Source organism: Streptomyces sp. NPDC048185, from assembly GCF_043202495.1.
In the GTDB taxonomy this organism is placed as follows: domain Bacteria; phylum Actinomycetota; class Actinomycetes; order Streptomycetales; family Streptomycetaceae; genus Streptomyces.
Genome location: NZ_JBIDAN010000004.1, coordinates 338,021 through 358,353, shown reverse-complemented (window position 1 = coordinate 358,353; position 20,333 = coordinate 338,021). Strand labels below are relative to the sequence as shown.

The 20,333-nt window shown below is 72.9% G+C and carries 20 protein-coding genes; 6 read left to right on the top strand and 14 right to left on the bottom strand.

Annotation, left to right across the window (positions count from 1 at the left end; all coding sequences use genetic code 11):
• Positions 1-4 precede the first annotated feature (4 nt).
• The 6 genes from ACGF3H_RS15150 to ACGF3H_RS15125 all read right to left on the bottom strand — a co-directional run bounded on the left by ACGF3H_RS15150 (position 5) and on the right by ACGF3H_RS15125 (position 7,145).
• Entirely contained in the window at positions 5-1,135 is a 1,131-nt protein-coding gene (locus ACGF3H_RS15150; RefSeq protein WP_362499444.1) for an aminopeptidase P family protein, read from the bottom strand.
• Positions 1,136-1,297: 162 nt separating this feature from the next.
• Complete coding sequence (locus tag ACGF3H_RS15145; protein WP_362499442.1) at positions 1,298-1,882, bottom strand: PDZ domain-containing protein; 585 nt, start codon at positions 1,880-1,882, stop codon at positions 1,298-1,300.
• Between the two features lie 150 nt (positions 1,883-2,032).
• Positions 2,033-4,249, bottom strand: a complete 2,217-nt coding sequence (gene cyc2, locus ACGF3H_RS15140) for a germacradienol/geosmin synthase Cyc2 (protein ID WP_362499440.1) — start codon at positions 4,247-4,249, stop codon at positions 2,033-2,035.
• Positions 4,250-4,388: 139 nt separating this feature from the next.
• Complete coding sequence (locus ACGF3H_RS15135; protein WP_362499438.1) at positions 4,389-5,585, bottom strand: damage-control phosphatase ARMT1 family protein; 1,197 nt, start codon at positions 5,583-5,585, stop codon at positions 4,389-4,391.
• A 69-nt stretch (positions 5,586-5,654) separates the two neighbouring features.
• Positions 5,655-6,302, bottom strand: coding sequence for a ScbR family autoregulator-binding transcription factor (locus tag ACGF3H_RS15130; protein ID WP_362499436.1), 648 nt, complete (start codon positions 6,300-6,302; stop codon positions 5,655-5,657).
• A 189-nt stretch (positions 6,303-6,491) separates the two neighbouring features.
• A complete protein-coding gene (locus ACGF3H_RS15125) occupies positions 6,492-7,145 on the bottom strand; it encodes a Tat pathway signal sequence domain protein (protein ID WP_362499434.1) in 654 nt (217 codons plus the stop codon).
• Between the two features lie 457 nt (positions 7,146-7,602).
• Between ACGF3H_RS15125 and ACGF3H_RS15120 the strand changes: the two genes are divergently transcribed.
• Together ACGF3H_RS15120 and ACGF3H_RS15115 are read left to right on the top strand one after the other, a co-directional pair.
• The gene (locus ACGF3H_RS15120; RefSeq protein WP_362499433.1) at positions 7,603-8,298 is read left to right on the top strand and encodes a DUF6230 family protein; all 696 of its coding nucleotides are present in this window, start codon (positions 7,603-7,605) and stop codon (positions 8,296-8,298) included.
• A complete protein-coding gene (locus ACGF3H_RS15115) occupies positions 8,298-8,756 on the top strand; it encodes a DUF6114 domain-containing protein (protein WP_362499431.1) in 459 nt (152 codons plus the stop codon). The genes ACGF3H_RS15120 and ACGF3H_RS15115 overlap by 1 nt, the downstream gene beginning before the upstream one ends.
• Before the next feature lie 49 nt (positions 8,757-8,805).
• Here ACGF3H_RS15115 and ACGF3H_RS15110 read toward each other — a convergent pair whose 3' ends face one another.
• From ACGF3H_RS15110 to ACGF3H_RS15075, 8 genes are all read right to left on the bottom strand, one after another.
• A complete protein-coding gene (locus ACGF3H_RS15110; RefSeq protein WP_362499429.1) occupies positions 8,806-9,765 on the bottom strand; it encodes an ABC transporter substrate-binding protein in 960 nt (319 codons plus the stop codon).
• A gap of 77 nt (positions 9,766-9,842) precedes the next feature.
• The gene (locus tag ACGF3H_RS15105) at positions 9,843-10,508 is read right to left on the bottom strand and encodes an ABC transporter permease (protein WP_362499427.1); all 666 of its coding nucleotides are present in this window, start codon (positions 10,506-10,508) and stop codon (positions 9,843-9,845) included.
• Positions 10,505-11,215 carry an ABC transporter permease subunit gene (locus ACGF3H_RS15100; RefSeq protein ID WP_362499425.1) on the bottom strand — a complete coding sequence of 237 codons (711 nt, stop codon included), beginning with the start codon at positions 11,213-11,215 and terminating at the stop codon, positions 10,505-10,507. Before ACGF3H_RS15100 ends, ACGF3H_RS15105 begins: the two co-directional genes overlap by 4 nt.
• A complete protein-coding gene (locus tag ACGF3H_RS15095) occupies positions 11,212-12,336 on the bottom strand; it encodes an ABC transporter ATP-binding protein (protein WP_362499424.1) in 1,125 nt (374 codons plus the stop codon). Before ACGF3H_RS15095 ends, ACGF3H_RS15100 begins: the two co-directional genes overlap by 4 nt.
• 287 nt (positions 12,337-12,623) lie before the next feature.
• On the bottom strand, positions 12,624-13,031 hold the full coding sequence (msrB, locus tag ACGF3H_RS15090) for a peptide-methionine (R)-S-oxide reductase MsrB (protein ID WP_362499422.1): 408 nt from the start codon (positions 13,029-13,031) through the stop codon (positions 12,624-12,626).
• Between the two features lie 14 nt (positions 13,032-13,045).
• Entirely contained in the window at positions 13,046-14,443 is a 1,398-nt protein-coding gene (gene murC, locus ACGF3H_RS15085; RefSeq protein WP_362499420.1) for a UDP-N-acetylmuramate--L-alanine ligase, read from the bottom strand.
• A 75-nt stretch (positions 14,444-14,518) separates the two neighbouring features.
• Complete coding sequence (locus ACGF3H_RS15080; protein WP_362499418.1) at positions 14,519-14,992, bottom strand: indole-3-glycerol phosphate synthase; 474 nt, start codon at positions 14,990-14,992, stop codon at positions 14,519-14,521.
• 203 nt (positions 14,993-15,195) lie between these two features.
• Positions 15,196-15,981, bottom strand: a complete 786-nt coding sequence (locus ACGF3H_RS15075) for a pyrimidine reductase family protein (RefSeq protein WP_362499417.1) — start codon at positions 15,979-15,981, stop codon at positions 15,196-15,198.
• Positions 15,982-16,431: 450 nt separating this feature from the next.
• Between ACGF3H_RS15075 and zapE the strand changes: the two genes are divergently transcribed.
• From zapE to ACGF3H_RS15055, 4 genes are all read left to right on the top strand, one after another.
• On the top strand, positions 16,432-17,553 hold the full coding sequence (gene zapE, locus ACGF3H_RS15070) for a cell division protein ZapE (protein ID WP_362499415.1): 1,122 nt from the start codon (positions 16,432-16,434) through the stop codon (positions 17,551-17,553).
• A 165-nt stretch (positions 17,554-17,718) separates the two neighbouring features.
• Positions 17,719-18,117, top strand: a complete 399-nt coding sequence (locus ACGF3H_RS15065) for a hypothetical protein (RefSeq protein WP_362499414.1) — start codon at positions 17,719-17,721, stop codon at positions 18,115-18,117.
• Between the two features lie 76 nt (positions 18,118-18,193).
• Positions 18,194-18,775, top strand: coding sequence for a carbonic anhydrase (locus tag ACGF3H_RS15060; RefSeq protein WP_362499412.1), 582 nt, complete (start codon positions 18,194-18,196; stop codon positions 18,773-18,775).
• 8 nt (positions 18,776-18,783) lie between these two features.
• Complete coding sequence (locus ACGF3H_RS15055; protein WP_362499411.1) at positions 18,784-20,259, top strand: SulP family inorganic anion transporter; 1,476 nt, start codon at positions 18,784-18,786, stop codon at positions 20,257-20,259.
• The last annotated feature ends 74 nt before the right edge of the window (positions 20,260-20,333 follow it).

Sequence of the window (20,333 nt, the reverse complement as noted above, 5' to 3'; positions counted from 1 at the left end):
CAGCTCACTCCACTATGACCATCTCCCGGGTCGTGTCGTTGAGGCGCCGGCCGCCGTCCTCGGTGACCGTGACGATGTCCTCGATGCGCACGCCGAAGCGGCCGGGCAGGTAGATGCCGGGCTCGACGGAGAAGCACATGCCCGGCACGAGGGGCTGCTCCTCGCCCTCGATCATGTAGGGCGGCTCGTGCGTGGTGACGCCGATGCCGTGCCCGGTGCGGTGGATGAAGTACTCCCCGTACCCGGCGTCGGCGATGACGGAGCGCGCGGCCCGGTCGACCTCCTGGCAGGCGACGCCGGGCCGCACCGCGCGGAAACCGGCCTCCTGGGCCTCGCGGACCAGGTCGTGCACCCGGCGCTCCTCCTCGGTGGGCTCGCCCACGTGGACCGTGCGGGAGGTGTCGGAGCCGTAGCCGTCCTTGAGGCCGCCGAAGTCGAGGACGATCATGTCGCCGTCCTCGATGACGCGGTCGCCGACCTCGTGGTGCGGATTGGCGCCGTTCGGTCCGGAGGCGACGATGGTGAAGTCGACCTGGGAGTGGCCGAAGCGCCGCAGCAGGTCGGCGAGGTCCGCGGCGACGTCGGACTCCCGGCGTCCGCCGAAGGAGACCGTGCGGATCTCCTCGAACGCCGCGTCCGCCGCCGCGCCGGCCGCCGCGAGCAGGTCCAGCTCCGCCGCGTCCTTCACGGCCCGCAGCATCGGCAGCGCCTCGGTGAGGGACGCGTACGACGTGCCGGGCAGCGCCCGCTGGAGGGCGAGCAGGTGCATCGCCCAGGCGTTGTCGCTGATGCCGAACCGCCCCGAGCCGTCGAGGAGTGCGGCCGTGGCGGCGTACGGGTCCTTGCCGTCCGTCCAGTCGCGCAGGGTCAGGGCGGGGGCGCCGACGGCCTTCTCGGCGTCGGGGGCCTCGAGCGTCGGCACGACGAGGACGGGGTCCCGGCCGGCGGCGAGGACGAGCAGCGTGAGGCGTTCGGTGGCCGCGGTGGGCGCGTAGCCGGTGAGCCAGACGAGGTCCGGGCCCGGCGCCACCAGCAGCCCGGCCAGTCCGGCGTCGGCGGCCGTCCGCGCGGCGCGCTCCATGCGGGCCCGGTAGTCGTCGGCGGTGAAGGAAGCAGCGGGCGTACTGCCGGTCATCCGGGCCTCCTGGGCGGGCGAAGGGGTTACGGGCAGCATCCTGCCCGGGGCTCGGGGGCGACGCGAGCCGTCGGCGCGCCGCTTCGGCGGGCCTCACTCCCGCCGGCACCGATCCTAGTCGCCGTGTACGGGTCCACCACATGCTTCGTCCCTTGCGTACGCTCACGTGACGACCCCGGGTACGGCCGTCAGCTGCTGGTAGCCGCCGCTCTCGTGGCGCACGGTCAGCTCGACCTCCCTGCCGGGCCTGGCGCGGGCGACGGCGCGTGCCAGGTCGGCGGCCGAGTCGATGCGGGTGGTGCCGAGCGCCAGGAGTACGTCGCCCCTGACCAGGCCCGCCGTGTAGCCGGGGCCGGGCACGTGGACGCCCACGACGAGGGCGCCCGGCTTCTCGTGGTCCACGGCCTCCACGCCGAGGGTCGCGCCCGCCGGCGCGGCGGACGGGCCTGTGGTGGCCGTCGGACGTGCCGTGGCGCCCCGGCTGCCGGGCGGTGTTCCGGGCCCGGGTGCGCCGGCCTGGCGTTGCAGTTCGGCGAGTCTGCTCATGCCGATCACCGTGGCGCCCACCGTGCCGAGTCCGACTCCCGCCAGGAGCAGGACCGTGGCGGCGAGCAGGCCGCACAGCAGGGTGGTGAGCCGCCGGCGGCGCCCGCGCGCGGCGTGCGGGCGCCGTACCGGGACGGGCGTGCCGCCGGTCCCGGGTTCCCGGCCGGGCATCGGCTTGGGTCGCAGCGCAGTCTGTTCCATGGATCGCCTCCGGGCAGTGCTCTACCCGGCCTCACGGCCCGTGACGAGCCACGAACGAGTGAGACTGACCGGCGGCGTCCGGGCCACCCGGGGGCCTTCTGCCGTGTCCCTGCCCAGCAGGGGGCCCAGTCGGCCGCCTGCCGGGTCGGGTCAGCCGAGCGCGGGAAGGGCGACGCTGCGCGGGACGGGCACGGCCGGGGGCCGGTCCGGGAGGAAGTTGTGGGTGCGCCCGGCCAGGTACTCCGCCTTGTAGCGTGCGGCGTTCCGGTGCCAGTTGAGGATGCCGGCCATCCAGTTCTGCAGGTCGGTCACATAGCCCCGCATGACGGCCCGCGCCTCGTCCGACAGCCGGAAGTCGTCGCAGACGACGGGCAGTTCGTGCGCGACCACGTGCTCGAACTGACGCATGCGCTGGTTCATCAGGTCCTGCACGACGGGGAGCGCGGTCGGATAGTCGATGCCGAAGAAGTTCTGCACGACGAGGACCGCGTTGTGCATCTCGCCCTCGTACTCGATCTCCTTCTGGTACGAGAAGACGTCGTTGACGAGGCAGGCGTAGTCGATCGCCGCGTTCTCCAGGGACCGGACGGGGCCGCTGCGGTACACCTCGGGCGGCACGGCGGGGCCGTGTCCGGCACGGCACAGGCCCAGGGTGAGATCGGAGCCGAAGGTGGCGCGGCGCATCTCCAGGTAGTCGACCGGGTCGGGGACGCGGTTCTGGATCTGGTTGGACAGCTCCCAGACCCAGGCCTCGGTCATCGTGTCGACGGCCGACCTGAGGGGGCGCCGTTCCTCCGGTGTCATGTGTGCCGTGGTGCGCGCCCAGAGGTCGGTCAGTGCGCGCTCCAGGGCGTCGGCGGGCGGTGGGACCGGCTCGCCGTCCAGCGGCATGCAGGCCGACAGGCGAGCCGTGGCCAGCCGGGCGGCGGCCAGGTCGAGGCGGCGGCCGTGGACGAGCGGGAAGTAGTCGTCGCCGTAGGTGCCGAAGGCCAGCCACTGGGAGGCGAGGTCGAGCTGCTCCCGGGTGGCGTCCGGGTCGATCCCCGCGGCGCACAGCGCGAGGTCGCAGCTCGCGAGCTTGTCCTCGTCCCAGACACCCTCGCCGAGGAGGCCGGTCGCCCGCGACCACTGGGACAGGTTCCGCCGGGCGGCGTCGAGGTGGGGGCTGAGCTGCAGCTCGAACGGCATCCGGATGTCGGGGACGACCGACGGACCGACCTTCTGGAACGGCACGTGCGTGTAGGCGCGCAGTCCCCCCCTCTGCCCGAAGGGTGCGGGAGCTGTCCCCGTGGCACCGGCCGTCGCGAGCAGCGCGCCCACGTCGGCGGCGGAGGTGCCGGGGCCGGTGAGGGCCTGCCAGGGACTGGTGGGCAAAGCGCCCTTGTTCATGTAGCGGCTGGAGCGCATGTGCCACTCGTGGCCGCCGGACTGCCAGTCCTGCAGGCCCTTCGCGTACGCCCCGACGGCCGCGACTTCTGCGGGGCTGAGCCCCTGCTCCAGGGCCACCGCGGGCACCTCGGTGAACGCGGTGTGTTCGAACTGGCGGAGCCGGGAGGTGAGGACGTCGTTGACCATGTCGGCGGCCTGCTGGGTGGTGCAGCCGAAGAACGTCTCCAGGACGAGTACGCCGTTGCTGAGCTCGCCCTCGTCCTCGACCTCCCGCTGGTAGGAGAACAGGTCGTTGCGCAGGTGCACGGCGTCGGAGAACGTCTCCATCAGCACCCGCAGCGGCCTGGTCCCGGCGACGGCGGCGGGCACTTCGGCGGTGGCGTACTCCACGAGTCCGGCCGACCAGGGGGCGCCGCCCACCTTGCGGCGCATCTCGATGTACTCGACGGGGTTGGCGATCCGCCCCTCGTTGATGTTGGACAGCTCCCACATCGACTCGTTGAGGAGGTGCTCGGTGGCGACGGCGAAGCGGCGGCGCCAGCCGGCCGACATGGCGGGCACCGTGCGCCTCCACAGGTCGGCGAGACCGGCCTCGACCGGATTCTCCGGCTCGGGCATCCCGGTGGCCGGGTCGAGCGGCATGAACAGGGGCAGCCGGTCCAGATGGGCCTTGCCGGCGACGCGGTCCTGGCTGCGCTTGAACCTCTCCAGGAAGTGGTCGTCGAAGAAGAAGACCCACACGTACCAGTCGGTGATCAGGGAGAGCGCGGGTCCGTCGCAGTCGGGGTGGGTGTAGGCGCAGAGCAGGCCGTAGTCGTGCGCGTCGAGGTCGGACTGCTCCCAGACCCCGGAGCCCTCCAGCATGCCCATCTCGCGCGCCCACGTCGTCGAGTGGGCGCGGGCCTCGTCGAGATGCGGATTGAGCCGCGCGGGATGCGGCAGGTAGAAGTGCGGCAGTCGGAAGGGCTGTTGCGTCATGGCCCGGCCCTACCCATGGGCCTCGGCAGGCATCCGGGGGCGGGGACATGATCACACCATCGCGTGAATCGGGGCCGAACGCGGGACCTTTCGCCGGTGCGGCGTCCCCCGGCGCGTCCTCCGGATCGGGCCGGGGGGCTCAGCCCCTTACCTGGATCAGCGCGTGTGTCCCGCTGGTCCGCCACCGCTGCCCCTCGCTCGCGGTGAGAGCGGCCTCCGTGTCCGCGTCCAGGCCGGTGATCACGTCGGACTTCAGGGTGCGCAGTGCGGCGACCGGGCCGGGGAAGTACGCGGTGACGTCCGCGAAGGGCGTCGTCGGGGGCCACCACCGGTCGCCCACCAGGCGGCGGTAGTTGAGGTCGCCCTTGAGGACGGTGAGCGTGGCCGCGGCGAAGTCCGCGCGCAGGTCGTCGGGCATGTCCGACCAGGGCAGCGGGGCGCCGGAGAAGGGGTGGGCGCGGACGGTGACGCGGCCGTCGGTCAGCGCGGACCACAGGGTGCGGCCGTGCTCCCCGGCCGCACCGCCCGCCGCGATCAGCCGCCGCAGCGCGTCGAGCACGTCGGCGGTCGTGGCGTCGGAGACGTAGTACGGGTACGGCTTGACGTGCAGGACCGCCCGGCCGATGTGGCCGTGCCCGAGGAGGTGGGAGACGAGGAGCAGGTCGGGGACGAGCTCGCGGCCGGCGTTGTCGGCGACGAGGCAGAGGGTCCCGGCCGTCCCGCCGTTCCCGGCGGGCGTCAGCAGTGACAGGAGCCTCTCTCCCTCGTCGGCGACCAGCGCCGGCGCGGCGCCCCCGGCACCGGCGCCGGTCGCGGACAGGCGGAAGCTCAGGTCGGCGCGGTTGCCCCAGAGGGAGCCGTGCAGCAGCGCCCGGAGCCGTTCACCGGCGGGGCGGGCGGCGAGGCCGTCGAGCGCGGTGAGTTCCTCGGCCGTCTCGGGCGCGTCCAGCTCGGCGAGCTTGGCGGGCCGGAAGGGGTCGATTCCCTGCCAGGTGCCGGGGACGAAGTAGCCGACGGCGTCGAGGAGCCGGCGGTAGAAGTGGCTCTCGGCCCACAGCCAGGGCACGTCGAACCAGGAGCGGCCGACGTGCTCGGCCAGTCCCCAGGCCGCCCAGCGGTCCCGGTCGTGGGCGTCGGCGGGCAGGGGCTCGATCACGCCCTCGGTACAGCTCGCCAGCAGCGCGTCCAGGGCTCGGTGCCGGGCGGGGTCGTAGGGGAACGCCTCCCTGACCTGCCGGATGATGGCGGGATGCCGGTCGGCCAGCACGCCGTGGGGGAAGGACCCGGGTGCGTCACCGACGATGACGGGAGCGGTCCGGGAGGGGGTGTCGGGCATACGCCTCACCGTAGCGCGCGGCCCGGCCGGCCCCGGCGGGCGCGGGCCGGAACCCGCCGGGTGTCGCGCTCAGGCCGCGCCGGCCTCGCGTTCCAGGCGGGCGGCGAGGCTGAGGTAGCGGGCGCGGCGGGTCACCGGCACCATGCCGCGGATCAGTACGTGCCACATCTCCGCCATCCGGCGGGGCTGCCGGGCGGCCGGTTCGAGGGTGAGCCCCACGACACGGGAGCCCACGAAGGAACAGACGATGGTGTGGGCGACCGACTCGACGTCGATCTCCGGGTGGAGGTCGGCCTGCCCGACGGCGTCGAGGAGCCGGGACGAGGCGATGTCCACCCATTCGGTGAAGGGGTGCGGCAGCGGCGGCCGGACCGGTGCGCCCGCCGTGGCGAGCCGCAGCCCGGCCCGCAGGACCGGCCCCTCGGCGGAGAGCCGGGCCATGACGAACGTCAGGCGCATCAGGGCCTCCAGGGCGGTGTAGCCCCGGCCGTCCAGTTCCGTCGCCAGGCGGCGCCAGGTTCTGGACTGGAGCTCCATGATGGCGTGGGCCAGGTCTTCCTTCGCCGCGAAGTGGAAGTACAGGGCGCCTTTGGTGACGCCGGCGTGTTCGACGATCTCGGCCAGGCTGGTCGCCTCGTAACCGTGACGGTCGAACAGGTCGGCGGCGGCTTGGAGGATGGTCGCGCGGGTCTGCTCGGCGCGTAGCTGCCTCGCCATCGGTTGAACTCTCCTGGGCTGGAACTCGACGGGTCATGCCGTCTGCCTTAACCCCCAGTACACGATAACTCACGGTCCGGCGCCCGCCTTTCGCCCCCGGTGGAACCGGACGCGTGCCACCGGGTGGAGGCGGGACGGCCTGCGCGTCGGATGCGCAGACCGCCCCGCCGTCCGACGGCGTGCGCCCGCTCAGTTGACGAAGACCGTGGCGCCCCCGTCGGTGACCGGGGCGTAGGTGGCGGTGAAGTACCCGTTGGCGAAGCAGAGGCCGGAACCCGACACCTTGGTGAAGTGCTGGTCGGCGAAGGCGATGCTGTTGCCGGTGTTGCTGGCCGTGCCGGAAAGACCGGGCGCCTCGTAGACGCAGTTGACGCTGCCGAGAAGCGTGCGCAGCGTGACCGTGGTGCGGACGGCGGAGCCGCTGGGCGGGGTGACGGCGACGGCGCCGGCGGAGGAGACGGTGGTGGTGTACGGCAGGTTGGACACCTTGATGCCGGTGACGCCGAGGACGCCCGTGACGTTGCTGGTGCAGCTGCCGCTGTCGAAGGTGTGGGCGGTGAGCGACTCGGTGGCCGTGCCGGGGGCCGTCGGGTTGGCGGTGACGGAGACGGTGAACTGCGAGGCCGTGCAGGAGACGCCGCTGGTGCCGGTGGCGCTCGAGTAGAACGTGGCGCTGGTGCCGCTCGCCAGGGAGGCGGTGAGGGTGTCGCCGACGGCGACCGGCGTACCGCCGGCGGCGCCCGTGGTCAGGACGGGCGTGTCGGCCGCGGCCGCGGGCAGTGCCGTGGGGAGCGTCAGCGCGGCGACGGCTGCGGTGAGCGTGAGCAGAGTACGAGTACGCATGCGGCTACCTCTTCCGGAAGTGGGGTTCGGTGAGACAGGTGTGGGCCGGCCGCGGGGTGCGGCCGGGCCGATGCGACGAGATGCCGGGCTGAGCCCGGGAGGTGCGGTGAAGCCCTTTCGGGGCCGGGAACGCGGACGGTGCCGCGGGAACGGATCCAGCGCCACGGATCCGGGAAACTCTTCCGTTTGTAAGGCTGATGCTCCGTCAGAGTCAAGCGCTGGTACGGGCATTGGACCCGCCACACGGCCGGGACACACGATCTCCGCTCTTTACTCACACCATGCTTGACCCCTCCGTGTAACCACCGGTAACTTCCCGAATGGCTACTGGTGCGTAACGTGAAAGCCCTTGCATCCGCCGGGAGTTGCCGGGAGGCGTGCGCACCAGCCGCTGTCCGCGCCAGGACAACGTGCCACTGAGACCCGATCCGCATTGACTATGCCTCTGGGAGCAGACATGGCCCCGTCCCCGGACGTCACCCCGTCCGCCGGCAACACCCCCGAACCCGACAGCAGACCGGAAAGCGGTTCCGCGCCCCAGGACGCGGACGGCACGAGGCGCGGGCGGGTCAGGCTGCGCCGGGCCGCCGTGCTCGCGGTGCCTGCCGCGCTGGTCACCGCGGGCCTGGCGATCCTGACCGCCCAGGGAGCCCTGGGTGTGCAGTTCGCCATCTCCGGCATGCCGTTCACCGTCACCGCCACCGAACTCGATGGCACGGGGTTCGCCCAGTTCGGCGGCCTCGACAACATGGCCGAGGGCAGCCCCAACGCCGGCGACACCGGTGGTCAGGTCCTGGTCGTCACCTCCGTGATCAAGGACGCCACGCTCACCAAGCTGTGCCAGAGCGTCGACCTGGGCGGCACCAACCTGCTCATCACCGCCGGGGGCGGGGACACCAAGGTGGCCGCGAGCGACCTGACCACCGACTCGACGCTGCTGTCCGGCGACGCCGCCTTCAACAACATCGAGATCGGCAACGACGCCGGCACGCTGGACAAGGCCGGGCCGAAGGGCCGTGGCCCGGCCGGTGTCTTCAGCCAGCAGGCCGACACGGTGCACATCAAGAACCTGCGGCAGACCAACTACGCCACGACGGCGGGCGTGTTCAAGCTGCCCGGGCTGAAGATGCGCTTCAGCGACTCGGGCTGCTGATGTCCGGCGACCGGCGCAGGGGCTTCAGGACCGCCTTCCGCGACTGGCGGTCCGGCCGGCCGTTCTGGGGCGGGCTGCTGCTCGCCCTGGGCGGGGCGGAGGTCCTGTTCACCATGAAGGCGTCGCTGAAGGTCGTCCTGCACGTCGGCATGCAGGGCGTGGCCGGCTACCTCCTGCCGGTCGTCATGCTGCTGTGCGGGCTGCTCGCCCTCGTCACCCCGGGGCAGCGGCTCTTCTACTCGCTCATCGGCGTGCTGGCCTCCCTGGGCACGTGGCTGACCTCCAACCTCGGCGGCTTCCTCGTCGGCCTTCTCCTCGGCTGCGTCGGCAGCTGCCTCGTCTTCGGGTGGATGCCGGACCAGGAGTCCCGCCGCGAACGGCGACGGCGCCGGAGACAGGCCCGCGCCGCGCGTTCCTCCGCACAGCCGCTCGAGCAGCGGGCCGGCGGGCCCGCCTGAGGACGACCGGGTGAACGACGCCGCGGCCGGGGCCGCGGCGTCGGGGGCGTCAGGCGAGGCCCGCGGACTTCAGCCACTCCTTGGCCACGTCCAGGGGGTCCTTCTTGTCCAGCTGGACCTGCGCGTCCAGGTCGAGGAGGGTCTCGGTGTCCAGCTTCGCGGAGACCGCGTTCAGCGCGGCGACGCCCTCCTGGGGCAGCCCCTCCTTGTTGACCAGCGGCGTCACGTTGGCGAAGCCGAAGAGGTTCTCCGGGTCCTTCAGGACGACGAACTTCTCCTTGACGATGGTCGGGTCCGTGGTGAAGACGTCCGCGGCCTGCACGGTGTTCTTGGCCAGCGCCGACTGGGTCAGCGGGCCGCCCGCGTCCAGCGCCTTGAAGGACTTGAACTTCAGGCCGTAGACGGACTCCAGTCCCTTGAGGCCCTGCTGCCGGGTCTGGAACTCGGGCGAGCCGCCGATCGCCAGCTCGGGCGCCGCCTCCTTGAGGTCGGCGAGGGTGGAGTCGGCGGTGAGGCCGTACTTCTTCGCCGTCCCGGCGTTGACGCTGACCGAGTCCTTGTCCTCGGCCGGCGACGACTCCAGCAGCGTCAGGCTCTTGTCGAGCTTGGCCTTCACCGCGGCGTTCACGGCGTCGGCGGACTTCTGCCCGGCCTTGGGGTCGAGGTAGGCCAGCAGCGAGCCGTTGTACTCCGGCAGCACCGTGACCGCGCCGTTCTTCATCAGGCCGTACGTCGTCTCGCGGCTGCCGATGTTGTGCTTGTACGTGACCTTGAGGCCCTTGGCCCTGAGGGCCTCGCCGTAGATGTCGGCGAGCAGGGTGCTCTCGGCGAAGTTGTTCGAGCCGACGACGACGGTGCCGGCCTCCGCCTTCTCCCCGGCCAGGGGGTTGTCGGAGGTGTCGTCGGAGGAGGAACAGCCCGCGAGGAGCGCCGCCGCGGCGGTGAGCGCGACGGCCGCCGCGCCGGTGTGCCTCGTCCTGGACCTGCTGCTCTTCGCGGTAGAAGTCATCCACCGATCCAAACGAGCCGCTCGTCGGTCAGTCAACTACGGCCGGGTCACGGTTTTCCGTACTCCGGATGCGGACGTCAGCGCCTGCGCACCCCCGGCGACACCGCGAACCGGTTCGCCGCCCAGAACAGAGCGAGCGTGACCAGTGCCAGCAGCGCCACCAGGGTGGCACCGCCGACCACCTTCTCGTAGTCGCGCTGGTAGAGCCCGTCGATGATGTACCGGCCGAGCCCGCCCAGGCTGACGTAGGCGGCGATGGTGGCCGTCGAGACGACCTGGATGGCCGCCGAGCGCAGTCCGCTGAGGACCAGCGGGAGGGCGACCGGCAGTTCGACGCGGAACAGGATGCGCGTCTCGTGCATGCCCAGGCCCCGTGCGGCGTCCACCGGGGCGGGGTCGACGGAGCGGACGGCCTCGTAGGTGGTGACCAGGATCGGGGGTACGGCGAGGACGACCAGCGGGATCATCACCGGCAGCAGGCCGATGCCCACCACCACGGCGATCAGCACCAGCAGGCCGAAGCTCGGCAGGGCCCGGGCCGCGGTGGCGACGAAGGCGACGGCGTTGCCGCCCCGCCCGGTGTGCCCGGTGAGCAGCCCGACGGGCAGACCGATCGCCGCGGCGAGGACGAGGGCGAGGAGCGTGTACTGGACGTGCTCCAGCAGGCGTTGCGGGATGCCGTCGTAGCCGTGCCAGTGGGCGCTGTCGCTGAAGAAGGCGTTGACGAAGTTCAGTACGTTCACCGGGCCGTCTCCTTCGCCGCGGACCGTTCGGCCGGCGGGGTCGCGCCGTTCCTCCCGCGCGGGCGGCTGCCGCGCGGCATCCACGGGGTCAGCAGCGTGCGGGCCAGGACCAGTACCGCGTCGCACAGGATGGCCAGGACGGCCGTCGTGACCACCGAGTTGACGGCGAGTTCGGGCCGGTCGTACTTCTGCGCGTCCGCGAGCAGGTTGCCGAGGGCGCCCTGGTTGCCGATGAGGGCGCCGACGCTGACCAGCGAGATGCTGGAGGCGGTGGCCACCCGGAGCCCGGCGAGGATCGCGGGCACGGCGATGGGCAACTGCACCTGGAGGTAGCGCCGTACGGGGCCGAAGCCCATGGCCGTCGCCGCGGCCAGCGTCTCCTGCGGCACCGACCGCACACCGTCGACGATGGCGGGGACGAGCACCACCAGGCTGTAGACGGCCAGCGGGATCATCACCGTCAGCTCGGTCTGGCCGGTGTAGTCGATGAGGACGACGAAGACGGCCAGCGACGGAACGGCGTAGAACACGGTCGTCACGCCGAGCACGGGCGGATAGAGCCAGCGGAAGCGCACGCAGAGCTGGGCGACGGGCAGCGCGAGCAGCAGGCCGGCCAGGACGGGCAGCAGTGCCTCGCGCAGGTGCAGGCCGATCAGGCCCGAGTAGGTGTTCTGCAGGTCGCTCGGGATGTCGAAGAAACCGTTCACGAGGCGACCTTGGCGTCGTCGGCGCGGCCCGCGGCATGGGCGGTGCGGATCGCCTCGCCGATCGTCTGCTGGGAGACCACGCCGGTCACCCGGCCGTCGGCGTCCACCGCGACGGCCCAGCCGGTGGGCGAGAGCACGGCGCAGTCGAGGGCGGCCCGCAGCGAGTCGGTGCCGGGCACGAACGGCCGCCCGTACGGCAGGAGGGCGTCCGGCGCGATGGCCCCCGCGGTCAGGTCGCGCGGTTCGCCCCAGCCGAGGGGTCTGCCGCCGGCGTCGGTGACGAGCAGGTAGGGGGCGTCCGCCGCGGTGAGGCGTTCGGCGCCGGCGTCGAGCGGCACGACGACGTCGGTCGTCAGCTCCAGTGCGGCGGACGGGAAGAAGGACAGCCGGCGGATGCCCCGGTCGGCGCCGAGGAAGTCCTCGACGAAGGCGTCCACGGGGTCGGACAGCAGCTCGGCGGGGGTGGCGAACTGGGCGAGCCGCCCGCCGGTGCGCATCACCGCGACCATGGTGCCGAGTTTGACGGCCTCGTCGATGTCGTGCGTGACGAACACGATGGTCTTGCCCAGCTCGTCCTGGATGCGCAGCAGTTCGTCCTGGAGGCCCTTGCGCACCACGGGGTCGACGGCCGAGAACGGTTCGTCCATGAGCAGCACCGGCGGATCGGCGGCGAGCGCCCGCGCCACGCCGACGCGCTGCTGCTGTCCGCCGGAGAGCTGGTACGGGTACCGCTTGCCGAGGGAGGTGTCGAGTCCGACCCGTTCCATCAGCTCCGCCGCCCGGGCACGGGACTTCTGCTTGCCCCAGCCGAGCATGCGGGGCACGGTCGCGATGTTGTCGAGGATCGTCCGGTGCTGGAAGAGGCCGGCGTTCTGGATGACGTAGCCCATGGACCGGCGCAGCGTGGTGACGGCCTGGTGCTGGATGTCCGCGCCGTCGAGGAGGATGGTGCCCTCGGTCGGCTCGACCATCCTGTTGATCATCCGCAGGGTCGTCGTCTTGCCGCAGCCCGAGGGACCGACCAGGACGGTGATCGACCGGTCGGGGATCTCCAGCGACAGCCCGTCGACCGCCACCGTGCCGTCCGGATACCGCTTGGTGACTGATTCCATCCGTATCAAAGCGCCGAATGCCCTTCGGGTCTGGCAGAAGCTGCCCGCTCCGGCCGCGGTCGGTGGGGCCGTCGCCGGTCGAGTGTAGACGGGGGTTCTGCGGCGCCCTGGGGTCCGGGCGACTCCTTCCCCCTCCGGGCGAGTTCACACCGGCGTTCTCTCCCACCGGGGCCGGCCGGGGCGGGCTCGCCGGTGCGGGCGGACGGGGCCAGGCCCGCCCTGAACGGCGGAGCGGGAGCGTCACGGAGTTCACCGTGACGCTCCCGCTCCACGCGGACGTGCCCTGACGGGTGCCGTCAGCCCTCGGCCGGCGCCAGCCGCAGCGCGATGCTGTTGATGCAGTACCGCTGGTCGGTGGGGGTCGGATACCCCTCGCCCTCGAAGACGTGCCCGAGGTGGGAGCCGCAGCGGGCGCAGCGCACCTCCGTGCGCACCATCCCGTGGGTGCGGTCCTCGATCAGCTCGACCGCGTCGGTGTCCTTGGGGTCGAAGAAGGACGGCCAGCCGCAGTGCGAGGCGAACTTCGTCTCCGAGGTGAACAGCTCCGCGCCACAGGCGCGGCAGGAGTAGACGCCCTCGGTCTTGGTGTCGGTGTACTCACCGGTGAAGGCCGGTTCCGTGGCGGCCTGGCGCAGCACGGCGTACTCGGCCGGGTCCAGCTCCGCGCGCCACTGCTCGTCCGGCTTCTCGACGTCGTACGCCATGAGTCCTCAGCCCCTCACTTGCCCGTGCTCGACAGCTGGTCCAGGATGCGCGGTCCGAGGTCGGTGACGTCGCCCGCGCCCATGGTGAGAACGAGATCACCGGCCTTCGCCATTCCCGCGACCACCGCGGGCGCCCCGTCCTTGTCGTGGACCGGTGTGACGTCCGCGCCCGCCGCCCGGGCCGCCTCGATGATCAGCGCGCTGGTGACGCCGGGGATCGGGTCCTCGCGGGCGGGGTAGATGTCGAGGACCACCGAAGCGTCGGCCAGGGCGAGCGCCTGGCCCATCTCCTTGCCGAGCTCCTGGGTGCGGGAGAACAGGTGCGGCTGGAAGAGGACGAGGATGCGGGCGTCGCCGACCGCGGCGCGCATGGCCTCCAGGTCCGCCGTCATCTCGGTGGGGTGGTGCGCGTAGGAGTCGACGACCTGGACACCGGCCGCCTCGCCCTTGAGCTGGAGGCGCCGCTTGACGCCCGTGTAGGCGGCCAGGGCGGGGGCCAGCTCGGCGGCGGGGACGCCCAGGGCGACGCCCGCGGCGAGGGCGGCGACCGCGTTGTGGGCGTAGTGGCGGCCGGGCACGGAGACCCCGAAGGTCAGCTCGGTGCCGTCCATGAGGACGGTGACCTCGCTCCTGAGGCCCTGCGGGACGACCGACAGGACGCGCACGTCGGCGTCCTCGGACTCGCCGTACGTGACCGTCCGCACCGAACCGGCCAGCCGGCGGGTCAGCTCCCGGGCGCCCTCGTGGTCGGCGGAGATCACCAGCGTGCCGCCGGGGACGATCTTCCCGGCAAAGATCTCGAAGGACTCGTAGATCTCGTCCATCGACGCGTAGTTGGCGTGGTGGTCGAGCTCGACGTTGAGGACGATGGCGACCTGGGGCGCGTACGTGTGGAAGCTGCGGTCGCTCTCGTCCGCCTCGGCGACGAAGATCTCGCCGTCGCCGTGCAGCGCGTTGGAGCCGGGCGCGTCCAGGTCGCCGCCGATCGCGTACGACGGGTTCAGGCCGAGCTCGGACAGGGCGACCGCGAGCATCGAGGTGGTGGTGGTCTTGCCGTGGGTGCCGGCGACCGCGATCGGGCTCAGGCCGTTCATCAGGGCGGCCAGGGCGTCCGAGCGGTGCACGACCGGGATGCCCAGTTCGGCCGCGCGCGCCAGCTCCGGGTTGTCCTCGCGGATGGCCGACGACACGACCACGCAGCTCGCGTCGTCGGCGAGGTGCTCCGCGGCGTGCCCGATGTGCACGGTCGCGCCCAGCGCGCGCAGCGCCCCGGCGGTCGCGGAGTCCTTCGCGTCGCTGCCCGCCACGGCGGCCCCGCGCTGGGCGAGGATCTTCGCGATGCCCGACATCCCGGCGCCGCCGATGCCGATGAAGTGCGGTCGGTCCATGGCGGTAGGAAGGCCGGGTGCCATGCGCTGTTCTCCCCAGAGGTGCGGTGCGTGCTGGTGGGCGCGCCCCCGGCGCGGGGCCCGGAGCGCGGCCCCAGCCTATGCCTTGCTGTGGGAGAACAGCTTCAGGACCGGTACGCCGACCTTGTGCCGGGCCCGCGAGGCCCAGTCCCGGTGGAAGAACTCCTCCACGTAGTGCGGATCGGTCAGCACGATCACCTCGTCCGCGCCGATCTCCTGGACGAGCGATCTGAGCGCGTCCAGCGGGTGCTCCTCGACCAGGCGGCCCTCGGCCTCGGCGCCGGACGCGCGCAGCGCCGTGAGGGACACCTCCAGCGCGCGCTGCCCGACGCTCAGCGCCTCCTCCCCCTCCGGCGTCTCACCCTCGCGGACCGCGTCGTCGAGCTCGCCGAGGGCGACGTCGTCGATGGCCCGCAGCAGCCGGTCGGCCTGGTCGCCGCGCGGCTGGAGCAGCACGTGGAAGGCGACCGGTTCGTCCCCGTGCAAGGTGGTGACGAACTCCACGTCGGCGGACGTCAAGGCCTTCTCGATCATCAAAACGCTTGTGAACACCAGGCGCCCCTTCTCCTTCACGGGCCCGTGGGCCCAGCCTCCGCAGGCCTGCCGAGCCCTGCGGAAACCATCCTGCCCCGTGATCGCACAGGTACTGCCGGATTCAGTGTGCCCGGCACGGACTGAGCGGAACGAGTGATTCCGGATACGGTCCCCGGCTGCGCACCGGCGGCCGAACGTCCGTCCGGGTTCGCCGCCGCCGCTCAGTCGCGCCGGTACCGGCTGAAGAGGAAACCTTCCTCCTCCAGCAGGGACGCCAGCGCGTACCGCCGCGGCACCTCGACCGAGGGCCCGCCCGCGATGCGCTGCGCGTCGCCCGCGGTGAGCATCGGGGAGACGGTCAGGCACAGCTCGTCGAGGACGCCGGCCGCGACGAACTGTCCCAGCAGCCGCGGGCCGCCCTCGGTCAGCAGCCGGGTGTGGCCGAGTGCGGCGAGCTCGCGGACGGCACGGGCGGGGTCCACGCCGACACCGTCGCCGGCGGTCACCACCCGGGCGCCGGCCCTCTCGGCGGCGGCCACCCGGTCCGGGGCCGCCGCGGCGCCGGTGAGGATCAGGGTGGGCACCAGGGGCGAGGTGAACAGCGGCAGGGAGAAGTCCAGCTCCAGGCTCGCGCTGACCACCGCGATCACCGGCGCCGGGCCCTGTCCGGCCGCCTCGCGCAGCTCCGCGAACTCCGCACGCGCGCGTGCGGGCCGGTACCCCTCCTGGCGTACGGTCTCGGCGCCGGCGATCACCACGTCCGCGAGGGCCCGCAGGGTGCCGAAGATCCGCATGTCGGCCGCGCTGGAGATGGGCTGGGAGCGACCGTCGTGCTGGGCGGCCCCGTCGAGGGTGGAGACCATGTTGGCCCGCAGCCAGGCTTCCCGCCGCCCGTCCGCTTCGGGGTACGCGTAGGCGGCGGCCAGCTCGGCGAGACTCCACTCCCGGTCGCCCCCGGCGGAGTCGCCCTCTGCTGTCGGATCGGTCACAGGGAACAGACGTCGCATGCCGAGCAGTGTTCCACGCCCCCCACCAGCGAACCCCACCCCACCACAGCCGCCCCCGGCCGTCGAAGCCGCGGACAGACGAACCGCACCCCGGCCGTCGGAACCGCGGACAGACGAACCGCACCACCACAGCCGCCCCGGCCGTCAGAGCCGCGGACAGACGAACCGCACCACCACAGCCGCCCCGGCCGTCAGAGCCGCGGGCAGACGTGCCGCACCCCGGCCGTCGAAGCCGCGGGCAGTCGTGCCGCTGGGGCGGCACGGGTGGGCGCGGCGGCACCCCGGCAGCGCCGGGCCACACGACCCACCCCCGCCCCGCCACGACGCCGGGCACCCTGCGCCATCCGCTCGCGCACCCGCACCCGCACCCGCACCCGCAGCACCGGGCCCCGCTCCCCCGCGTCACCACCACACCGGCCCACCACCGGACAGGCCCTACCATTGACCACCGTGTCGTCCTCCTCCGCCGCCCCCGGTTCCGCCCCCTCCGGCTCCGCCCCGATAGCCGGGGCGACCCCGCTGTCCCTGTGCGCCCGCGAGCCGCACGTACCGGCGGACCGCCTGGTCGCCGAGATGGTGCCGCCCCCGCGCTTCGACTCGGTCCGCTTCAGCACGTACATCCCGGACCCGAACCAGCCCAGCCAGAGCGAGGCCGTCCAGGTCCTTGAGGGCTTCGCCGCCGGGCTGGGCGAGGCCCCCGGCACGGGCACCGGCAAGCGCGGCTTCTTCGGCCTCGGCCGCGGCAAGGCCCCCAAGCCCCCCACCGGCCCCCGCGGCGTCTACCTCGACGGCGGCTACGGCGTCGGCAAGACCCACCTCCTGGCCTCCCTGTGGCACGCCACCCCCGCCGACCCCGCCCGCAAGGCCTTCGGCACCTTCGTGGAGCTGACCAACCTGGTCGGCGCCCTCGGCTTCCAGCAGACCGTGCAGACCCTCTCCGGGCACCGCCTCCTGTGCATCGACGAGTTCGAGCTCGACGACCCGGGCGACACCGTCCTCGTCTCCAGCCTGCTCGCCCGGCTCGTGGAGGCCGGTGTCGCGCTCGCCGCCACCTCCAACACCCTGCCGGGCAAGCTCGGCGAGGGCCGCTTCGCGGCGGCCGACTTCCTGCGCGAGATCCAGGGACTGTCCGCCCACTTCCGCGCCCTGCGCATCGACGGCGAGGACTACCGCCACCGCGGCCTGCCCGAGGCCCCGGCGCCGTACTCCGACGAGCAGGTGACCCGGGCGGCGCGGGAGACGGACGGCGCCTCCCTCGACGACTTCCCCGCGCTCCTCGACCACCTGGCCCGCGTCCACCCCAGCCGCTACGGCGCCCTGACCGACGGCGTCTCGGCCGTGTGCCTCACCGGGGTCCGGCCGGTGCCGGACCAGTCGACGGCGTTGCGGCTGGTCGTCCTCGCGGACCGGCTCTACGACCGCGAGGTGCCGGTGCTGGCCTCGGGGCTCCCCTTCGACCGGCTGTTCAGCGAGGAGATGCTGAAGGGCGGCTACCGCAAGAAGTACTTACGGGCCATCTCCCGGCTCACCGCGCTGGCCCGGGACGCGGGCCGGCTCGTCGACGCGGACTGACACACCGTCCGTTTCCCGCCGACCGACCGCCGTTTTCGGGCTCTCTTGGGCTCGTAACGCCACGTTAACCCTGCAAAGCCCTCCGCGGGGTTACCGTGCTTCTTGACCAAACGTTGACCAATCGTCGGCGTGCACGAGAAGCGTGAACCGGCCGGAGGGGGGCGCATGTTCCGAGGTACGACGCCCAGGACCCTGCTGCTGCCCCTCGCCGCCGTCCTGTTCGTCCTCCAGCTGTTCGCACCCGCGCCGTCCTTCGCAACCGCGCACACGAGCCGTGATGCCGTGGCCAACGCCCAGTCGGAGTTCGTCCCCGCCGGCACCGCGCAGCCCGACGAGACCGTCACCTGTGACGCGCCCGGCCGCTCCGGGAACACGCACGGCCCGGCGCGCGTCCGCGACCGGCACCGCGCCACCGCCGCGCCCGAGCCCGAGGCCCCCGAGCCGGCACTGTCCCGGCAGCGCACGGCCGCACCCGGACAGGTGCTGCCCGGCCGCGCGCACGAGCGCCGCTCGAGATCCGCCACCGACCGCGCACCCGCGGCCCTCCAGGTCTTCCGCTGCTGAGCGACGGAGCACCCCCCACTTCCGTCCGCACCCGTCCGACGCGCCCCCACTGCGCGCCAGGAGGAATGACCGCATCATGCAGCCCCTCATCGACAACGCCCGCACGTTCGGACAGCGCCCTGAGGAGTTCGCCGGGCACGCCGAAGGCCAGTCGCCCGAAGTCCTGTTCATCACCTGCTCCGACTCCCGGGTCGTACCGGCCCTGATCACGGGCGCCCGGCCCGGCCAGCTCTTCGAGCTGCGCACCGCCGGCAACATCGTCCCGCCGTACAGCGCCGAGCGCCCCTCCGGCGAGGCCGCCACCATCGAGTACGCCGTCGAGGTCCTCGGCGTCACGGACATCGTGGTCTGCGGCCACTCGCACTGCGGTGCCGTCGGCGCGCTGGTGCGCGGCGACGACCTGACCGCCGTACCCGCCGTGCGCGACTGGCTGGCCCAGGCCGCGGACGAGCCGAAGCCCTGCGACCCCGCCGACCCCACGGTCGCCGAGGCCGTCCGGCACCACGTCCTGGCCCAGTTGCTGCGACTGCGCTCCTACCCGTGCGTCGAGCGGCGGCTGGCCGAGGGCCGGCTGCGCCTGCGCGGCTGGTACTACGAGGTCCACACCGGAGCCGTGCGCCAACACCGCGCGGACACCGACGCGTTCGAGACCCTGTGAGCGGCGCCGTGAACATATCCCGGTTCCCCCACTGGCGGCAGGACCTCACCGCCTCGCTCGTCGTGTTCCTGGTCGCCCTCCCGTTGTGCGTGGGCGTCGCCGTCGCCTCCGGTGTCCCGGCCGAACTCGGCCTCGTCACCGGCATCGTGGGCGGCCTGGTCACCGGATTCCTGCCGGGCAGCAGCCTGCAGGTGTCCGGTCCGGCCGCCGGCCTGACCGTGCTGGTCTTCGGCGCGGTCGACACCTACGGCCTGCCCGCACTCGGCGTGATCGTGCTGGCCGCCGGGCTGCTCCAGCTCGCCATGGGCGCCCTGAAGCTGGGGCGCTGGTTCCGGGCGATCTCCCTGTCGGTCGTCGAGGGCATGCTGGCCGGCATCGGCCTCGTGCTCATCGCCGGCCAGCTCTACTCGGCGGCCGGGCTGGAGGCCCCCTCCTCCGGCATCGACAAGATCACCGGGCTTCCGGGGGCCGCCGCCGACGCCCTGGGCAGTACGGAGGCCCTCACCTCCCTCGCCCTCGGCGCGGGCACCGTCGCCGTGATGGTGCTCTGGAAGCGGCTGCCGAAGCGGGTCCAGGCCGTGCCGGGCGCGCTGGCCGCGGTCGGACTGGCCACCGCGGTCACGGCGGTCTTCGGCCTGTCGGTGGCGACCGTCGAGGTGAACGGCCTGCTGGACTCGGTCCAGCCGCCCGGCGCGGACGCCTTCGGCGGGCTGGCGGACGTGGGCCTCCTCGGCACGATCGTCGCCTTCACCCTGATCGCCTCGGCGGAGAGCCTGTTCAGCGCCGCCGCGGTGGACCGGCTGCACACCGGTCCGCGCACCGAGTACGACAAGGAACTGATGGCCCAGGGCGCCGGCAACTCGGTGTGCGGTCTGCTCGGCGCGCTGCCGATGACCGCGGTCATCGTGCGCAGCTCCGCCAACGTCGGCGCCGGCGCGCGGACCAAGGCGTCCCGCGTGCTGCACGGCGTGTGGCTGCTGCTGTTCGCCGCGCTGCTGCCGTCCGTGCTGGCGCTGATCCCGCTGCCCGCGCTGGCCGGCGTCCTGGTCCACGCCGGCTGGAAGCTGATCCCGTTCCGCGGCATCGTGTCGCTGTGGCGCGGGCACCGGGGCGAGGCACTGATCCTGGTGGTCACGGCCGTGTCGATCGTCGCGGTGAACATGTTCGAGGGCGTGCTGATCGGCCTGGCCCTGTCCGTGGCCAAGACCGCCTGGGAGGCCTCGCACCTCAAGCTGGAGATCGTCGACAAGGGAGCGGGTCCGGTCCAGGCGCACCTGTCGGGCAACGCGACCTTCCTGCGGCTGCCGAAGATGCTGGAGAGCCTGGAGGCGCTCCCCCAGGACCGCCCGGTCGAGCTGGACCTGTCCGGGCTGCACCACCTGGACCATGCCTGCCGCACCGCGCTGGAGAACTGGGCCGAGCGGCACAGCGCGGCCGGCACGGAACCGGTGAAGGTCACGGAACCGGCCCGGGCCGCGGTGTGACGCCCGCCGGACGCCCGTAGCCCGGCGTTCGCACCGGTGCCCGATCCGGGCGTTGCCTGCGGGCATGGCCCCGG